Raw genomic sequence first — 15,365 nt, 5'->3', positions numbered from 1 at the left:
TTCAGGAACCCCCGGTAAGCCAAGCGCCCCCGGAAGCAGCGATAAGATAAACGACGATAATGCCAATAAGCGCCGCCCAGCCAAGGAGAGTAAACATCTGACCCAGCCCCTGTTCAACCGCCCCTGAGAAGGCAACATATACAGCGATACCGATCACAATCCGGTCGAGCCACGCAACATCGGACTTACGCGTCTTTAGCCAATCGATGGTCCACCCTTGCACCGCCTGACCAATCAAAAAGGGCAGGATCAGGATAACGCCAATGCGAATGATGGTCTCAAAGCCAATATCGGCCGCCTCGCTTCCTGCCAACAGCGCGAACAGTGGTGCCGTGATGAAGACCCCGGCGATGTTGATCAAAGCTGCGCCCACGACGGAAAGTGCGACATTGCCGCCTGCAAGGCTGGTGTAAGAGGTCGCAGATTGGATGGTCGAAGGCAGCGCGCCAAGGAACACAAAGCCCAATGCCACCAATGGCGGAAGGATGGTTGAAGCAGCACTGGAAAGGCCAAAGCCAATAAGCGGCATCGCGCCAAACACCCATGCGAAAAGCGGCAGGAAAAAGCGCCAATTGGCAAGGCCCTTGGCAATCTCCCCCCGAGCAATCCGCATGCCGTTCACGAAGAACAGAAGAAAAATCGCAATGTTGGAGACAGTTTGCGCCGTCCCGCGTATCTCGCCCGCAGCAGGCAGCACCACTGCCAGCAACGTTGCAGACAGCAACACCGCAATCATCGGGTCTGCGAGAATGGAAAGCCGCTTTAACATCAGCCAGCCCCCTGCCTTGTCATTGGGGACTTGTCGAGAATGGAGGTCTGTAACCTTTAGGAAAATGCCGCTTTAAAGAGAGGGATTGGGCAGAGCCTGCGCCAAGAGCGCCTCGGCCTGTGCCGCGTCCTCGTCGTTGCCAAGCTCTCGCGCCGCTTTCACACGAAGGCCAAGTAAAGCAGGATCGCTCCCGCCCCCTTGCGCAATCGCTGTATCAAGGAGGACTTGCACCCGCAGCCAATCGCCCTCATCCGCGCTAAGCTTTGCAAGCACGATGAGCGCATCAAGGTTCTGCGGATCGCCTTGCACATAGCGGGCAAGGAGCGCCTTTGCTGTTTGGCTTTCTCCGGCCTGCACCATGGCTGAGGCAAGCTTGCGGGTGAGAGGCCATGACCGGCGAACTTGGGCTGAGACTTGATAGAGTTCGATGGCTGGAAGCGGATTGTCGCTCGCAAGCGCAACGTCTCCAGCAAGCGAATGCGCATCGCCCGATTGCGGATATTGGCGAAGGAAGGAGGTCGAGGCAGAGCTAGCACCGCCAAGATTTCGCGCTGAAACAAGGCTGCGAAGACGATTGGTTATCTGGGGAAGCGATGGCCCCTCGGACAAAACAAACCCCGCATCAGTGCTGACCTGACTGGCGCGCTCAATGAAAGGAATTGCCCGTTCGCGGTCCCCCATCCGCTCTAACGCACGGCCGACAAGCATTGTGAGATAGGAGGAGGCCCCCGCCTCTTGCGCTACCTTGGAGAAACGATCAACGATCAGACCATCACGCCCGCCTAGCCACCATGCTTTTGCAAGCAGCTCTTGAACGCGCACATTTGCAGGTTGTTCGTCGGCCAGTGTTTGAAGGATATTGGCAGCGGTATCAAAACTGCCCGATTGCAGATTGATGATCGCATCGAGCATCTTGGCGGCTGGCACGCCATTTTCGATGTAACGGCTTTCTTCAAGCAGCCGTGCCGCAATCGATGACTTGCCAGCGCGCGCCGCAAGCACAGCTTGAAGATAGAGCGCTTGGGGTTCTTCTGGCGCAAACTCGGTAAGGTCGCGCACTGCTGTGAGCATGTCTGTGTTGTAGCCAAGGTCGCCCAAGGTGGCCGCATATTCGCCAAGGATCTCGGCATTGTTTGGATCAGCAGCAGAAGCCGCTTCAAACCACACCAGCGATTCTTCAAGTCCATTGGCATCGCGCACCATTTGAGCCCGAAGCAGCAAGGCAGGCGCATAATTGGGACCAAGCTCAAGAGCATAGTCTGCCGCCTCGATTGCCGTCAGATGCTCACCGCCAAGAAAGCGCAGGCGGGCGATATCGACCCACAGGCCGGGGTTCTCCGGCTCAAGCTCACGGGCCTCGTCATAAGTGCGCCCCGCTGCGATCAAGTCGCCAGAACGCACATAACGCCGCGCGTTTTCAACCGTGTCGAGGAAGGCCTCGCTGCCTTGAAGCGCCGAGGTGCTAACCACCTCTGGCTCGCTCGAACAACTGGCCAGTCCCGCGCTTGCAAGAGCAAGACCTGCGATGATGAGTTTGGGTTTAAACATGGAGATCATACTGCTTAAGAAGATCATACAATGTGGGGCGACTGATCCCGAGAAGCTTGGCTGTGCTCGAGATATTGCCTTCACTACGAGCCAGCGCATGACGGATCACACGGCGGTCGGATTGTTCACGAGCGGATTTGAGGTTGAGGACTTCGTGATCCTCATCCTCGCCGCCTTCAAAGTCGAGGTCAGCAGCGCCCACAAGCTTGCCATCGGCCATAATCACCGCGCGCTTCACCCGGTTTTCAAGCTCGCGCACATTGCCCGGCCAATCATGCCCGTCGATGGCTTTGAGCGCATCGGGAGCAAAGCCAGTCACGGCCGGATTCATCTCTTTGGAAAAGCGTTTGAGGAATGCTTTTGCAAGCAGCACCCCATCACCATGACGTTCCGCAAGACCGGGAATACGCACCACGATTTCGGCAAGCCGATAAAACAAGTCTTCCCGGAACGTCCCTTGGGCAATCATGCCCTCAAGGTTCTGGTGGGTGGCGCAGACGATCCGCGTGTCCACTGCAATCGTCTTACGGCCACCGATCCGTTCAATCGTACGCTCTTGGAGGAAGCGCAGCAACTTCACCTGCAATGGCAAAGGAATATCGCCCACCTCATCAAGGAAAAGCGTGCCGCCATTAGCGCTTTCAATTTTACCCTCGGTGGTTTTCACCGCCCCGGTAAACGCCCCCTTCTCATGCCCGAAAAGCTCACTTTCGAGAAGGTTCTCAGGAATGGCCGCGCAGTTGATCGCGATGAATGGTTTATCCGCGCGGTTGCTGGCATCATGCAGACCTTGAGCAAGCAGTTCCTTACCTGTTCCACTCGCGCCGAGCAGCATGACCGACACATTGGTCGAAGCGACACGCTCAATTGTGCGGGCAACCTTCACCATCTCAGGAGCGCCGGTGATCAGGCGGCCAAGAACCGTCTTATCCTCACTCGCATTGGCAACGAGACGGCGGTTTTCGTCCTCGATTTTGTGAAGGTTAAACGCACGGCGAACGATCAGACCAAGCTGCTCGATATCAACCGGCTTTTGATAGAAATCATAAGCCCCGTGCTCGATCGCTTGAAGCGCACTTTCGCGTGCACCGTGACCACTGGCGACGATCACCTTTGTGTCAGGCTTCAACGCCATGATCGCATCAAGCACGGCAAACCCTTCCGTGGTCCCATCAGGGTCAGGTGGCAGGCCAAGGTCGAGCGTCACCACCGATGGCATCTCGCTGCGAAGCGCCGCAATCGCGCTGTCGCGGTCGCCTGCGATCACCACCTCAAAATCCTCATAAGCCCATTTAAGTTGGGCTTGCAGACCCTCATCATCCTCAATGACGAGCAGAACGGGTTTCTTGTCAGCCATCAGGCGACCTCTTCCTTATTTGAAATTGGCTTATTCAATATTGTGCTTGCGGGATTGGCCGTGTCACCCGAAGTGCCTGCATCAAGCACACGCACGGCTTCGGGAACCGGCAAGCTGACAGAGAAACGCGATCCAATATTCTCGCGCGATTCCACCATCAGCCTTCCACCCATGGCTTTAATCATTTCGCGCGCTTCAAAAGCGCCAATGCCAAAGCCACCTTGCTTCGATGAAACGAAGGGCTTGAATAGCCCTGTACGAATGAACTCAGGCGACATTCCTGAACCGGAATCGACAACCTCTATCATGCCATTGGGGCCATCAAGGTGTGTGTTAAGCATCACCGCTTCGCCCGGCTCGCTTGCATCGACAGCGTTTTGGACGATGTGCAAAAGGGCTTGCTCAATCGCCTCTGCATCGGCGAGCACAACCGCTTTGTCAGCTTTTGCAAGCTTGACCGGGTGCCCCCCTTTGAAGCGCTCGCAAACCTTTGCAGCAAGCTGGGACAGATCAACTTCGCCCATGACTTGCGTGTGGCCCGACCCATACCGGCCCAGACGCGCCAACAGAGCGTTCAACTTGTCCGAAGAATTCCGCAAGGTGACCAGCATATCGGCGCGAAAATCGGGGTTATCAGCATGTTTTTGAGCATTGCGCGAAAGCAAGGAAAGCTGGCTTGCGATGTTCTTGATGTCATGCATGACGAACGCCATCCGGCGGTTGAATTCATCAAAGCGGCTCGCGTCCATGAGCGCTTGTTGACCCGCCTGTTCAGCCAGATAGCTCGCCAGTTGGTGACCAACGACGCGAAGAAGATCAAAATCCTCCCAATCCAGTTTCCGCTCGATCCGGGGCCGGGCAAGGACAATCACGCCGACAAGCCGGTCAAAGTGCAAAAGCGGCACCAGCGCCCAAGCGTCCTCGGCTTCGGTGAGCCAATCTGGAATATGCTCAAGTTCGCCAAAATACTCTATCCCAGAGCGCGATTCATCGAGCGCAAGAATGTGATTGTGCTGCTCCAAAAGGCTTGGAAGCATAAAGTCGCTAGCCATCGCTGGAACATCGAGCGTGCCCCAATTCCAACGAGCATTAAGCTCAAGCTGAGCCTCCTCATTGGGCATCAAGAGAAGGCCTGCAGGGCTGTCTGTGATATCTGCAACGGCTTTGACCGCGCGTTCTTGAAAGCTGCTGCCTGCGCTTGTGGCATGGCCAATGGTGCGGGTGAAACGAAGCCATTCCTCGCGGTAATCATAGCGGTGCTGAAACAGATGCTTTGCCGCCATGACCCTGACAGAGCGCCTCACACGATGCGACGGGAGCCACATGGCCGCTGCGGCAACTGCGAAAACGAGGAACGCGATCTGGCTTGCACGACCAACGTCTCCTCCAAGCAATGCAAGGCTGCGAGTGACAAGGACCATAACGATCAAATACGTGCCAATAATCAGAAGCGAGAGCGTCTGAAATGTGACGGCACGCGAGGGTCGGAACTCAAGGCCCGCACTCTTCGAATTGGCACCGATTGCCATCATCACAGCCATGATGCCTGCCACAATGCCATGCAGCGAGGTCAGGAAAGGTGGATCAGTTTCGCCAAGATAGGCAAGCGTGTGAAGGTTGAGATCGTAGGCAAAAAAGGCGCCCAGCCCAATACCGCTCCACAAGATAATCCGGCGCGATGCAGAAGCGGCCCCTGCATAAAGGTTGTGGAGCAGAACGAGCGCCCCAATCGCAATCATCATGCTAAACAGACCGCTTATTTCATGAGCAAGCTGCATGACTTGAGGCATGTTGGTGGTTTGGCTTTCCACCACATTCACAATGAGTTGGAGGAACTGGACCAAGACGAGCGTGACAATCACCGGCCGGGTTGGTTTCAGGCTTTCATCGCGGCCATCGGCTGCAAACAGTTGGAAAATCACCGCAAGCAGCGCCAGATTGCGTGCTGATTCAGCGATGATAACCGCAACCGATCCAGACGGGGCCGCAATCGATAGGCTGCACCACACAACGGTCGCCCCAAGCGCCACCAAAACCGCTCTGCGATCAGGCCGCGTGCGATCGCCAGCCTGCGCAATCCAAGCGCCTGCACCCGCCGCTGCAATCCCGCCTATCCAATAACAGGCGAGCGCAATCATAGGCTCAAGATCGATCAGCCACTGCATGTGATCAGCGCGCCCCTTCAGGCCACAGAACGACGCGAACCGTCTGAAGCAGGATCACAAAATCAAGGAAAGGCGTGTAGTTTTTGGCGTAATACAGGTCGTACTCAAGCTTCTTGCGGCTGTCCTCAATCGAGGCGCCATAAGGATAGTTGATCTGCGCCCATCCTGTAATGCCCGGTTTGACCATGTGGCGCTCACCGTAGAAACGGATTTCCTCTTGAAGATCATCGACAAATGCAGGCACTTCTGGGCGCGGGCCGACAAAGCTCATTTCACCTTTCAAAACGCTCCACGTCTGAGGAAGCTCATCAATACGCACTTTGCGGATGAAGCGGCCCACACGGGTGATGCGGTCATCGTTTTCTGATGCCCACTTTGCTCCATCCTTCTCGGCGTCCGTGCGCATGCTTCGCAATTTGACGAGGTAGAAAGTCTCACCAAACAGGCCGACACGCTTTTGCCGGAAGAACGCAGGGCCTTTGCTGTCGAGCTTTACGATGAGGGCAAACAGAGCGATAATCGGGAACGTCAAAAGCAGCAGGATCAAGCTTGCGACAATGTCAAACACGCGCTTCAACGCACCAGACAGCATACGCCCGCTTGAGAACCCGTCGGAGAATATCAACCAACTGGGATTGACCGTATCAAGATCAACACGGCCGGTCTCGCGCTCGATAAAGCTCGAGAAATCGTTGACGTGCACCCCCTTGGTTTTGATCCGCAAAAGGTCAGTCAAGGGAAGCGAATTGCGGCGCTCTTCAAGCGCCAACACCACCTCGCTAACGCCAAGATTTTCGACAAAGCGTCCAAGGTCATGGATAGCATCACGCGCAATCGCTTCTTCAACGAGGCGTTCAGGTTCGCCCATCGAAATGTAGGATACTATGGCAAAGCCGCTCTCAGCGCGTTCGCCCAACTCACGAAGGCGCTGTGCACGCCCCCTGCCCCAAGCACCATAACCCGGCGACGAAACGCTGATGAACCAAGGAAACTGTTAAGCAGCAGACGATCTGCGACGAGCACGAGGATCGAAAGCCCCATCGCATACAGCAAGGTCGAACGCCAAAACGTCTCACCCGGCAATATCCAATCGATCGTAGCAAGGGCGATAATCCCAAGGCTGATCGCGACCAAAAGCCGCGCGCTTGCGAAGCGTAGGCTAAGAAGTGAATGCGGCCCGTACACTCCAACCGCAATCATCGCCAACCACACAACAGATGCAGAACCAATCAGCGGTATCCACCGGCCCTCTATAGGCCCTGGATCCATGCCAATCTGATTAGCGCGCAGGAGCCATGCCGTTTCGCTTGCGATCACCAAAAGCGCAAAATCCAGCATGCCAAGAAGCATGACCGCATGTGGAATGTAGTGCTTGAATAGACGGATCATTTCGCGCGTGAGCCTTAGCCGTAGAGGTTCCTAACAAGCCCTCTTTACGCACGAGAGTTTAAGTGTCGGTAAACTTTACAATGCCTTTGTAATCCCCCGCCTTGCCGACGTTTGCGAGGTTAACGTGACGGTAAGCGGATCAACTTCAGCCAGCTGGAAACTACGCCCCCGCCGCAAGGTCCGCCACGGCGTTCAATGGACCAAGCGAGATGCCTTGTGATTGGATCAGGCTCTCCGAAAAGCGCGCCTCGAGGCCCAAAACAATCGCGCGCCGTGAGTAGAAGGCGACACCATCATCCTCGATTGTGCGTGCAAGGTTGAACCAATGGCGCGGGGTCGCCTCCCCTTCGGAGTAGGTGACAGACTGCGTCAATAACGCGCCCCTGCGCTCAAAAGTGGCATAGGGCACCCACTGTGGTCGGCGTATCCCCTCAAGCGGGTAAATCGCCCCGCTTGCACCAGCGGTGAAGTGCAACAGCTCTCCTGCACGGTCAAAATGCGCACAATAAAAAGGAAGGCCTCGCTCACCTACCCGCTGCAAGGTTGTTAGGCGCTGCGCGAGTTGATCAAAGCTAACCGAGAAGCGCCGCGCTAAGATAGAAAGGTCATATCCCGTCTGCTCACACGCGCGCAGGAACCTGCGATAGGGAAGCAAAAGGGCTTGGGCAACATAATCAGTGACATGTTCGCGCAATATCTCGCGCGCTTCAGGCGATGAGAGTTTGGCTCCCTCAACCAATGTTGCAATCGCATCGCGTTGCTCCAAACTTGCGATCTGGCGCGCGATTTGGAAACGCCGCGCGGCCCCGCCAAGCATCTCTGAGACTTGAAGTTGGCGCGCGTGGAGATCGAGGCGGTGTACGAGACCGGGGACCACATCAGCGGGCAGAACACGCACTGTCAGGCGGTGCTTTTCCCTCAGGCGTTCGATCAATGCTGCGCTGATATCGCCGCGCGACAAACGCAGCTCGTCGGCAAGGCCTTCGGCCGCATAGTCGAGATCGGCAAAATGGTTCTGCCATCGCTCAACCGCTCGCCTTGCCTCATCACGCGGGTCATCTGTCCGAGCGTCATCGGGATGCGAATTGTCGTATAGCCTCGCGAAGGCTGCTGCTGCCTGAGGGGCGGCAGAGAGGAATTCCTGCAATTCCTCGCGATCGATATTGAGGTCTGCAAAGCGTTTATCAGCCATGCGGCGGGCAAGGCCATCGATGCCGCCAATCGCTTCATCCTCGCGAATATCGCGGGGGTCAAAATCAAACCGCTCGATCACTTGTACAAGAACGCGCGCGGAAAGAGGGCGCTGATTGCGTTCGATTAGGTTGAGGTAACTGGGCGAAATGCCGAGAGACGCCGCCATAGACGCCTGGGTCAGGCCTTCCCGCTTCCGGAGCCGGCGCAGCGAAGGTCCTGCAAGGAGAGATGATTCAGACATGCACTCATTGTAAATATGTTTACAACATTACACAAGAGCGGGCGCTTTACCACGGATAGTGACAATAAAGTCTGTAACTTTTCCTGTCGCGCTGCGCTGCACCATGGCAAGAGAGAGGGCATACCTCCTCTCCTAAGAACAAGGTGCCCCGATGACTTATCAAAACACCATCTCGCAAATGAGCAACACGATCAACGCCGCTGGCCCAAGCTGGAGCGCGATTGATCCAGAAGCGACCGCTCGCATGGCGATCCAAAACCGCTTCCCCACCGGCCTCGACATTGCGAAATACACCGCAAAGATCATGCGCGCCGATATGGAAGCCTATGACAATGACACCAGCCACTACACCCAGTCGCTGGGCTGCTGGCACGGGTTTATCGCTCAGCAAAAGATGATTTCGATCAAGAAACACTTCGGCACAACCAAACAGCGCTACCTCTACCTTTCCGGCTGGATGGTCGCCGCGCTCCGTAGCGAGTTTGGTCCCCTTCCCGACCAATCCATGCACGAGAAAACCTCCGTTCCTGCGTTGATCGAAGAGCTTTACACCTTCCTTAAGCAAGCGGACGCCCGCGAACTCGGCGGTATGTTCCGCGAACTCGACGCGGCACGCGATGCTGGTGATGAGGTGAAAGCCAAGCAAATCCAGAATGACATCGACAATTACGAAACGCACGTTGTTCCGATCATCGCCGATATCGACGCAGGCTTTGGTAACGCCGAGGCGACCTACCTCCTCGCCAAGAAGATGATCGAGGCAGGCGCGTGTGCGCTCCAAATCGAGAACCAGGTTTCTGACGAGAAGCAATGTGGTCACCAGGACGGCAAAGTGACTGTTCCTCACGAAGATTTCTTGCAGAAGATCCGCGCTTGCCGCCACGCCTTCCTTGAGATGGGTGTTGAAGACGGCGTGATCGTTGCCCGCACCGACTCGCTCGGCGCTGGCCTCACCAAGCAAATCGCGTTCAGCAAAGAGCCCGGCGACCTTGGCGACCAGTACAATGCCTTCCTCGACTGCGATGAAGTTGACCCAGCCAACATCACCAACGGTCAGGTTTTCATCAGCCGCGATGGAAAGCTTCTGGCTCCAAAGCGTCTTCCATCGAACCTGTATCAGTTCCGTGCTGGCACCGGCGAAGATCGTTGCGTCCTTGACTGCATAACCTCGCTTCAGAATGGCGCTGACCTCCTGTGGATCGAAACCGAGAAGCCCCACGTTGAGCAGATCGCCGGCATGGTGGACCGTGTTCGCGAAGTCGTCCCGAACGCAAAGCTGGTTTACAACAACTCGCCTTCGTTCAACTGGACCCTCAACTTCCGTCAGCAAGTGTTTGACGCTTGGGAAGAAGCGGGCAAAGACGTCTCCGCATACGAGCGTGACCGTTTGATGAGCATTGACTACGACGCGACCGACCTCGCTATCGAGGCCGATGAGAAGATCCGCACCTTCCAAGCGGACGCCGCGAAACGTGCTGGTATCTTCCACCACCTCATCACTCTGCCGACCTATCACACCGCTGCGCTCAGCACCGACAACCTCGCCAAAGAGTATTTCGGTGAGCAAGCGATGCTTGGCTACGTTAAGAACGTACAGCGCGAAGAGATCCGCCAGAGTATTGCCTGCGTCAAGCACCAGAACATGGCTGGCTCTGACATTGGCGATGACCACAAGGAGTACTTCGCCGGTGAAGCAGCCCTCAAAGCAGGCGGCAAAGACAACACGATGAACCAGTTCGCTGCGGCTTAACTGGTCATCTGACGAGGTGGAGAGGGGACCCGCAAGGTCGGCAAAGACTGACCTTGCGGGAACCGAACCAACACGTCATTAGCTTAACTCATCATCCGATCCGTTTTGGACCTTGGGAAGAGAGACACGATGAGCGACACAGATACCCCTAAAACTGAACCAGCCCGCGCCCGCGCGCTTCTTTCAACTGCTGACATGAAACTCCTGCGCCGCGCGCTTGAGAGCCATGCCCGTGGGACCGAAGACCGCGAGGAACTGGCTAAGATCAACGCCCTGCACCACCGGCTGGGCACTTACGTACCAAGCTAAAGTTCTCGGCGGAGCCAACCGGCTCTCCATCACAGAATTCTCCTGGGGAGGAGAACACGGCCATCGATGCAGGTTCGCGCCTGTTTCGGTGGCCGTAACTGTTTGTGCATGGGTTTTACTAAGTCTGCGCACCTCCTTTTCTGTGGGAAGTTTGGCACACTTGGCACACTGTCCAGAGGCGAAAATTTGATCGATTACCAGAGGGCTGATTAATCGCGAAATTCAATGAGATGAGAGATGAAGCGGACAACATTTTTTCCTCATCGCAGATTGCGCTCGTGTAGGAAAATGTTGGACCGCTACAAACCGGTTTCTCAGTTAGGCTCGTGCATCCAACTGGGCTTGCATCTTAGCGTGAACTTCATCCGCGCAATTGAGTCTAAATCGCTCTTCGCCTGCGGTAGTAGCAATAAGCAAAAACCGATGCGTGGCCTCAACCTTTATGATCTGGTCATATAGGAACGTCATACCCTTTATCCTGACAGCCTCGTTGGTCAGCTCAATTTTGTTGTTGTTGAAGAGAAAGTCCCGGACGCTTTCACCGTCTGTGATCAGTATGAAAGCGATCCCAAGCCCTGAAATTACATACAGGGCCCCGAATGTGCCCCCAAGGCGACCCTGTGTGCCCCTATCGACATCCAAGGTGCCCGTCGTGATGAACTCGAAAGCAGCGTAGGCCATAATGCCGCCAAAAACCAACAACCCGAAGAGGCTTTTGGGCTTTGGGTAATCGTAGAGTACGAAGTCCATTCAATCTACGCTGTTTCAGCAGGCCCTAAAGCCCATAGCTCATCACCAACAGCACAGAGAGCGCCATCACCATTATCACCACCAAAGGCACGCCTGTGCGGATGTAGTCGGCAAACTCATATTTGCCCTCTGCCATAATCAGCATGTTGGTTTGATAGGCAATCGGCGTCGCGTAACACAAATTGCAGCCGAACAGCACAGCGAGCACCAGCGGCTCTGGCGGAAGCCCCAGCGTTGCAGCAATGCTAAACGCGATTGGCGTCCCCACCGTCGCGGCGGTCGCGTTGGACGCAAAATTGGTGAGCACTGTCACAAAAGCCATGATCGCAGCGAGAACCAACGCAGGCGGCAAATACACAAGGCCCAGCGACAAACTCTCACCCAGCCACGCTGCTGCACCGCTTTCGTCGATAAAGCGGCCTATGGTGATAGACGCGGCCACAAGCACGATGACTTGGCCTGAAAGCGCCCTTCCCACTCGGTCAAACTTCACACAGCCCGTCACAAACATCAGGATCGCGCCGACAAGAGCGCTGATCGCGATTGGCAGGATGCCCAAGGCCGCCATCACAACAGAAAAGCCCATGATGCCCGTTGAAAGCAGTGCCTTCGACCGGCGAGGAAGCTCACGCGCGCCCTCAAGCATCAACAACGCATCGGCGCGGGCGAACTCTTGCAAATCAGGCTCAATCCCCATCACCAGCAGCACGTCGCCTTCAACGATACGCAAATCGCCGCCATCGGAATATTGATCGCGCTCACCAAGCAGGCGGTCGGGCCTGTGGATGCCCAGCACCGCCACCCCGTACAGGTCAGCGATGCCGGAGGATGGCAGCGTCCTTGTGATCAGGCGCGAATCCGCCGTCACTGTCATCTCGACCACCATCTGATCAAGGCGCTTGGCCGAGGCCGTGCGCTTAATCCGGTCAAGCACCCAAGTGGGCGCTAACTCACCGCGAAGCTTGCGCGTTGCGTCTTCCAAAGCCTCGTGCGTGCCAGAGATGTGGACGCGCTGTTGCGGCTGAAACGGGCCGGTGAGATTGCCGTGAAATGTGATGCCGGATGGGAGCTTTTCTTCAACCTCTGAGAGCTCTTTTCCGGTGAGAAGGGAATCGTTTCCAACCCTTAGCCGGGTGTGGAACATGCGGGCCCCTGCGGCTGCTTCAACGCTATTGTCTTTAAGCAGGCGCGGCATAACCAGCCACATATAAGGCAGCGCAATCAGCGCAGCGCCCAGCACAATCGGCGTGAAGTCAAAGACGCCAATCTCTCGCATCCCAAGGTCCACCGCGATGGAAACCACAAGGATGTTGGTCGAGGTGCCCACAGTGGTGGCAAGCCCGCCGATCAGGCTTGCCGCGTTCAGAGGCATGAGTGTCTTTGAGGTGGGCAATGCGCCCTTGGCCGCGAGCGCTGCGAAGATCGGGATCATCAACACCAACACCGGCGTGTTGTTGACGAACATCGAAAGCACCAGCGCAATCACCAGCGATATCAGCAGGCCGATTTGCAGGTTGAATTTAAAAAGCCGCTCAAGAACGCGCGCCGCAGGCTCCAAGGCCCCGGTGACAACCAATCCCCGGCCCATGATCATCAGCGCGCAAATGGTGATGAGCGCGTAATGCCCAAACCCTCCAAAGGCGAGCGCAAGCCCATCAATCGGCCGGTTATCGGGGAGCGGGAAGAAATACAGCCCTACCGCAATCACGGCGATGGTGAGCAAAGAAACGATCTCAATCGACAGGCGCCCGCGTACGAACTCGATAAACATCAAGACCGTAACAGCCATTGCGGCGATAGCGTGATAGGAGGGGGCGTCGATCATAATCAGCGTGTGCGCGCAGATGTCTCAATTTGTGAGTGACATGGCAAGTGTTTTGATCAAGCTGGCAAAAATCGGACCTGCATAATTGGGTGCCAGAGAAGTATTCAAGCGGATTGCAACTCGCGCCGGATCTCCTCCACGAGGGGGGCAAGAAAACTCCCGTCTGTCCAATATTTTGTATGGCTTGTAGGGCTAAACCCTCCAAAGAGCCCCGCACGAATTGGATGATCTTTGACCAATTGAGCGTAACTCTTCCAGTCTTCTCCGGGCTGAACACCGCTTAAAGGTGCCAATGGGTATCCCAAAAAATCGGCCTTGTCGTAAAAGTTGAGCCAGTCGAAGTCAGGCAGCTTGGGCTTAATCGGTTTGATCTCGGCCTCCTCGCGCCCGGCAATGAACAGCGGGATGTTGCAACCGGTTGTAAATATACGCTTTAGACTGCCACCGCGCGCAAACTCCTCTTCATCAGAAGCCATCGCGGGCGGATCGCTCCAGATACCATCAGGCGGTGTGGAAGGCTTGCCTGCTTGGCGGATACAATTGCCAGCATCCCAAAGGAAATTAGAGGTCACCTGCCCGCCCAAAGACTGAGCGATAATGAACAAAGGGGCATCGGGCTCCAGCTCGGCGAAGACCTGGCGAAAGACTGCAAGCATCCTTTTCTGGGCTTGGAAATATGGACTATCTTTGCCCTGCTTTTGAGATTCAAGAGATGCAGCGTCGCAAAATCCATGGATCATGAACTCACGCACGCCGTCCCATATCGTCAGAGGCTTGATCCTGTTGGCGTAACGCGTCTCATTCTCTTCAAGAATGTCCTGATAGAACACATGTCCCCAAGCAATCTTGGCGCTCTCGTCATCGCTCAGACGTCTGTTGAGGGACTTTAACAGGGGGTTGGGATAAAAATCAGGGTTTGGCGATCGGTCAGACAAGGTCGGTCCTTCGGTCTTTCCCATTCCATGAACGGTGATGATCCCAAGTTTCTTCGCCATAAATCCCCCCAACACGCATGAGCGGATAGTATGAGTCATAAGGCGCTACGAATAAAGGGACAAAGTCGCATACACCCTCAGCTACAAGGCTGCGGATTGGACGCAGCATGCTGGCTGAGTGTGGTGCCCCTGGCCCGACTCGAACGGGCACTCCGTTAGGAATTCGATTTTGAGTCGAACGCGTCTACCAATTCCACCACAGGGGCACGCCTGCGAAAAAGCAGAAGCGCGCTGTTAGCGAGGCTTGGCCTCTATCGCAAGCTTCCCGCTAGAATTTTGTGCAATTTGGAATGCAGAGCATCGTTGGCTGCCAAAATTTGCTTGGAGTGAATGGGGTTTGACCGGCCCTTAAAGTCGGACACAAACCCGCCCGCCTCGCGCACGAGCAAACATCCCGCAGCCGTATCCCAATCATTCAGCCCGCTTTCCCAAAACCCATCAAAGCGCCCTTGCGCAAGGTAAGCAAGATCAAGCGAGGCAGCGCCGAAACGACGAATGCCAGCAACTTCAGGGCCGATAGCGCCGAAAATGCGGCTCCACTCAGCGAAGTCACCGTGCCCCTGAAACGGGATGCCGGTTGCGATAAGTGAATCGGAAAGATGCCGCCGTGCAGACACACGTAGACGCGCATCTTGGAGCCAAGCTCCGCGTGTTTTTTCCGCCCAATAGGTCTCATCGCTGATCGGGTTGTAGATGACGCCAGCGGTGACTTCATCCCAGCCTGTCCGATCAAGGCGCGGCTCTTGCACCGCAATGCTGATCGCGAAATGCGGGATGCCGTGGAGGAAGTTGCTGGTGCCATCAAGCGGATCGACAATCCAGCGCGGCTTGTCTGGCGAGCCTTCAATGATCCCGGCCTCTTCCATGACAAAACCCCAATCGGGCCGTGCATGAAGCAACTCGTCATAGATCGCACGCTCAGCGCGCATATCGGCTTTGGAGACGAAATCCGCAGGGCCCTTGCGGCTCACCTGCAAGTGTTCAACTTCGCCAAAATCACGGCGCAAACGCCCGCCCGCTTTACGCGCGGCGCGTTCCATTACGCGCACTATGCCTGAAAACATCGACATGAG

General features: G+C 56.0%; 11 protein-coding genes, 1 tRNA gene and 1 pseudogene. 2 read left to right on the top strand and 11 right to left on the bottom strand.

Annotated elements, in window-relative coordinates; translation table 11 throughout:
- Position 1 precedes the first annotated feature (1 nt).
- The 6 genes and pseudogenes from AC0V61_RS14495 to AC0V61_RS14470 all read right to left on the bottom strand — a co-directional run bounded on the left by AC0V61_RS14495 (position 2) and on the right by AC0V61_RS14470 (position 8,663).
- Positions 2-769 (bottom strand): bile acid:sodium symporter, encoded by a 768-nt coding sequence (locus AC0V61_RS14495; protein WP_486158676.1) that lies wholly within the window; start codon positions 767-769, stop codon positions 2-4.
- A gap of 72 nt (positions 770-841) precedes the next feature.
- Positions 842-2,317, bottom strand: coding sequence for a tetratricopeptide repeat protein (locus tag AC0V61_RS14490; protein WP_486158674.1), 1,476 nt, complete (start codon positions 2,315-2,317; stop codon positions 842-844).
- Positions 2,310-3,674, bottom strand: a complete 1,365-nt coding sequence (prsR, locus tag AC0V61_RS14485; protein WP_486158672.1) for a PEP-CTERM-box response regulator transcription factor — start codon at positions 3,672-3,674, stop codon at positions 2,310-2,312. The genes AC0V61_RS14490 and prsR overlap by 8 nt, the downstream gene beginning before the upstream one ends.
- Positions 3,674-5,839, bottom strand: coding sequence for an XrtA/PEP-CTERM system histidine kinase PrsK (gene prsK, locus AC0V61_RS14480; protein WP_486158670.1), 2,166 nt, complete (start codon positions 5,837-5,839; stop codon positions 3,674-3,676). Before prsK ends, prsR begins: the two co-directional genes overlap by 1 nt.
- A gap of 4 nt (positions 5,840-5,843) precedes the next feature.
- Positions 5,844-7,228: pseudogene (locus tag AC0V61_RS14475) on the bottom strand (TIGR03013 family XrtA/PEP-CTERM system glycosyltransferase).
- Between the two features lie 160 nt (positions 7,229-7,388).
- Positions 7,389-8,663, bottom strand: a complete 1,275-nt coding sequence (locus AC0V61_RS14470; protein ID WP_486158668.1) for a helix-turn-helix domain-containing protein — start codon at positions 8,661-8,663, stop codon at positions 7,389-7,391.
- Positions 8,664-8,814: 151 nt separating this feature from the next.
- On the opposite strand from AC0V61_RS14470, the gene AC0V61_RS14465 reads away from it, so the two are divergent.
- Positions 8,815-10,413 carry an isocitrate lyase gene (locus tag AC0V61_RS14465; protein WP_486158666.1) on the top strand — a complete coding sequence of 533 codons (1,599 nt, stop codon included), beginning with the start codon at positions 8,815-8,817 and terminating at the stop codon, positions 10,411-10,413.
- Positions 10,414-10,542: 129 nt separating this feature from the next.
- Positions 10,543-10,722: a hypothetical protein gene (locus AC0V61_RS14460; RefSeq protein ID WP_223070791.1), complete on the top strand. Its 180-nt coding sequence runs from the start codon at positions 10,543-10,545 to the stop codon at positions 10,720-10,722.
- Between the two features lie 318 nt (positions 10,723-11,040).
- On the opposite strand, the gene AC0V61_RS14455 is transcribed toward AC0V61_RS14460, so the two are convergent.
- The 5 genes from AC0V61_RS14455 to AC0V61_RS14435 form a co-directional block, all read right to left on the bottom strand.
- The gene (locus AC0V61_RS14455; RefSeq protein WP_486158664.1) at positions 11,041-11,472 is read right to left on the bottom strand and encodes a hypothetical protein; all 432 of its coding nucleotides are present in this window, start codon (positions 11,470-11,472) and stop codon (positions 11,041-11,043) included.
- Positions 11,473-11,497: 25 nt separating this feature from the next.
- On the bottom strand, positions 11,498-13,297 hold the full coding sequence (locus AC0V61_RS14450; RefSeq protein ID WP_486158663.1) for an SLC13 family permease: 1,800 nt from the start codon (positions 13,295-13,297) through the stop codon (positions 11,498-11,500).
- Between the two features lie 104 nt (positions 13,298-13,401).
- The gene (locus AC0V61_RS14445; RefSeq protein WP_486158661.1) at positions 13,402-14,292 is read right to left on the bottom strand and encodes a hypothetical protein; all 891 of its coding nucleotides are present in this window, start codon (positions 14,290-14,292) and stop codon (positions 13,402-13,404) included.
- 121 nt (positions 14,293-14,413) lie between these two features.
- Positions 14,414-14,498, bottom strand: a tRNA-Leu gene (locus AC0V61_RS14440).
- A 45-nt stretch (positions 14,499-14,543) separates the two neighbouring features.
- Positions 14,544-15,362, bottom strand: coding sequence for an inositol monophosphatase family protein (locus AC0V61_RS14435; RefSeq protein WP_486158659.1), 819 nt, complete (start codon positions 15,360-15,362; stop codon positions 14,544-14,546).
- Between the last annotated feature and the right edge of the window lie 3 nt (positions 15,363-15,365).

This window comes from Erythrobacter sp. JB1-4 (assembly GCF_057365025.1).
This window is presented reverse-complemented; position numbering and strand designations above follow the sequence as displayed.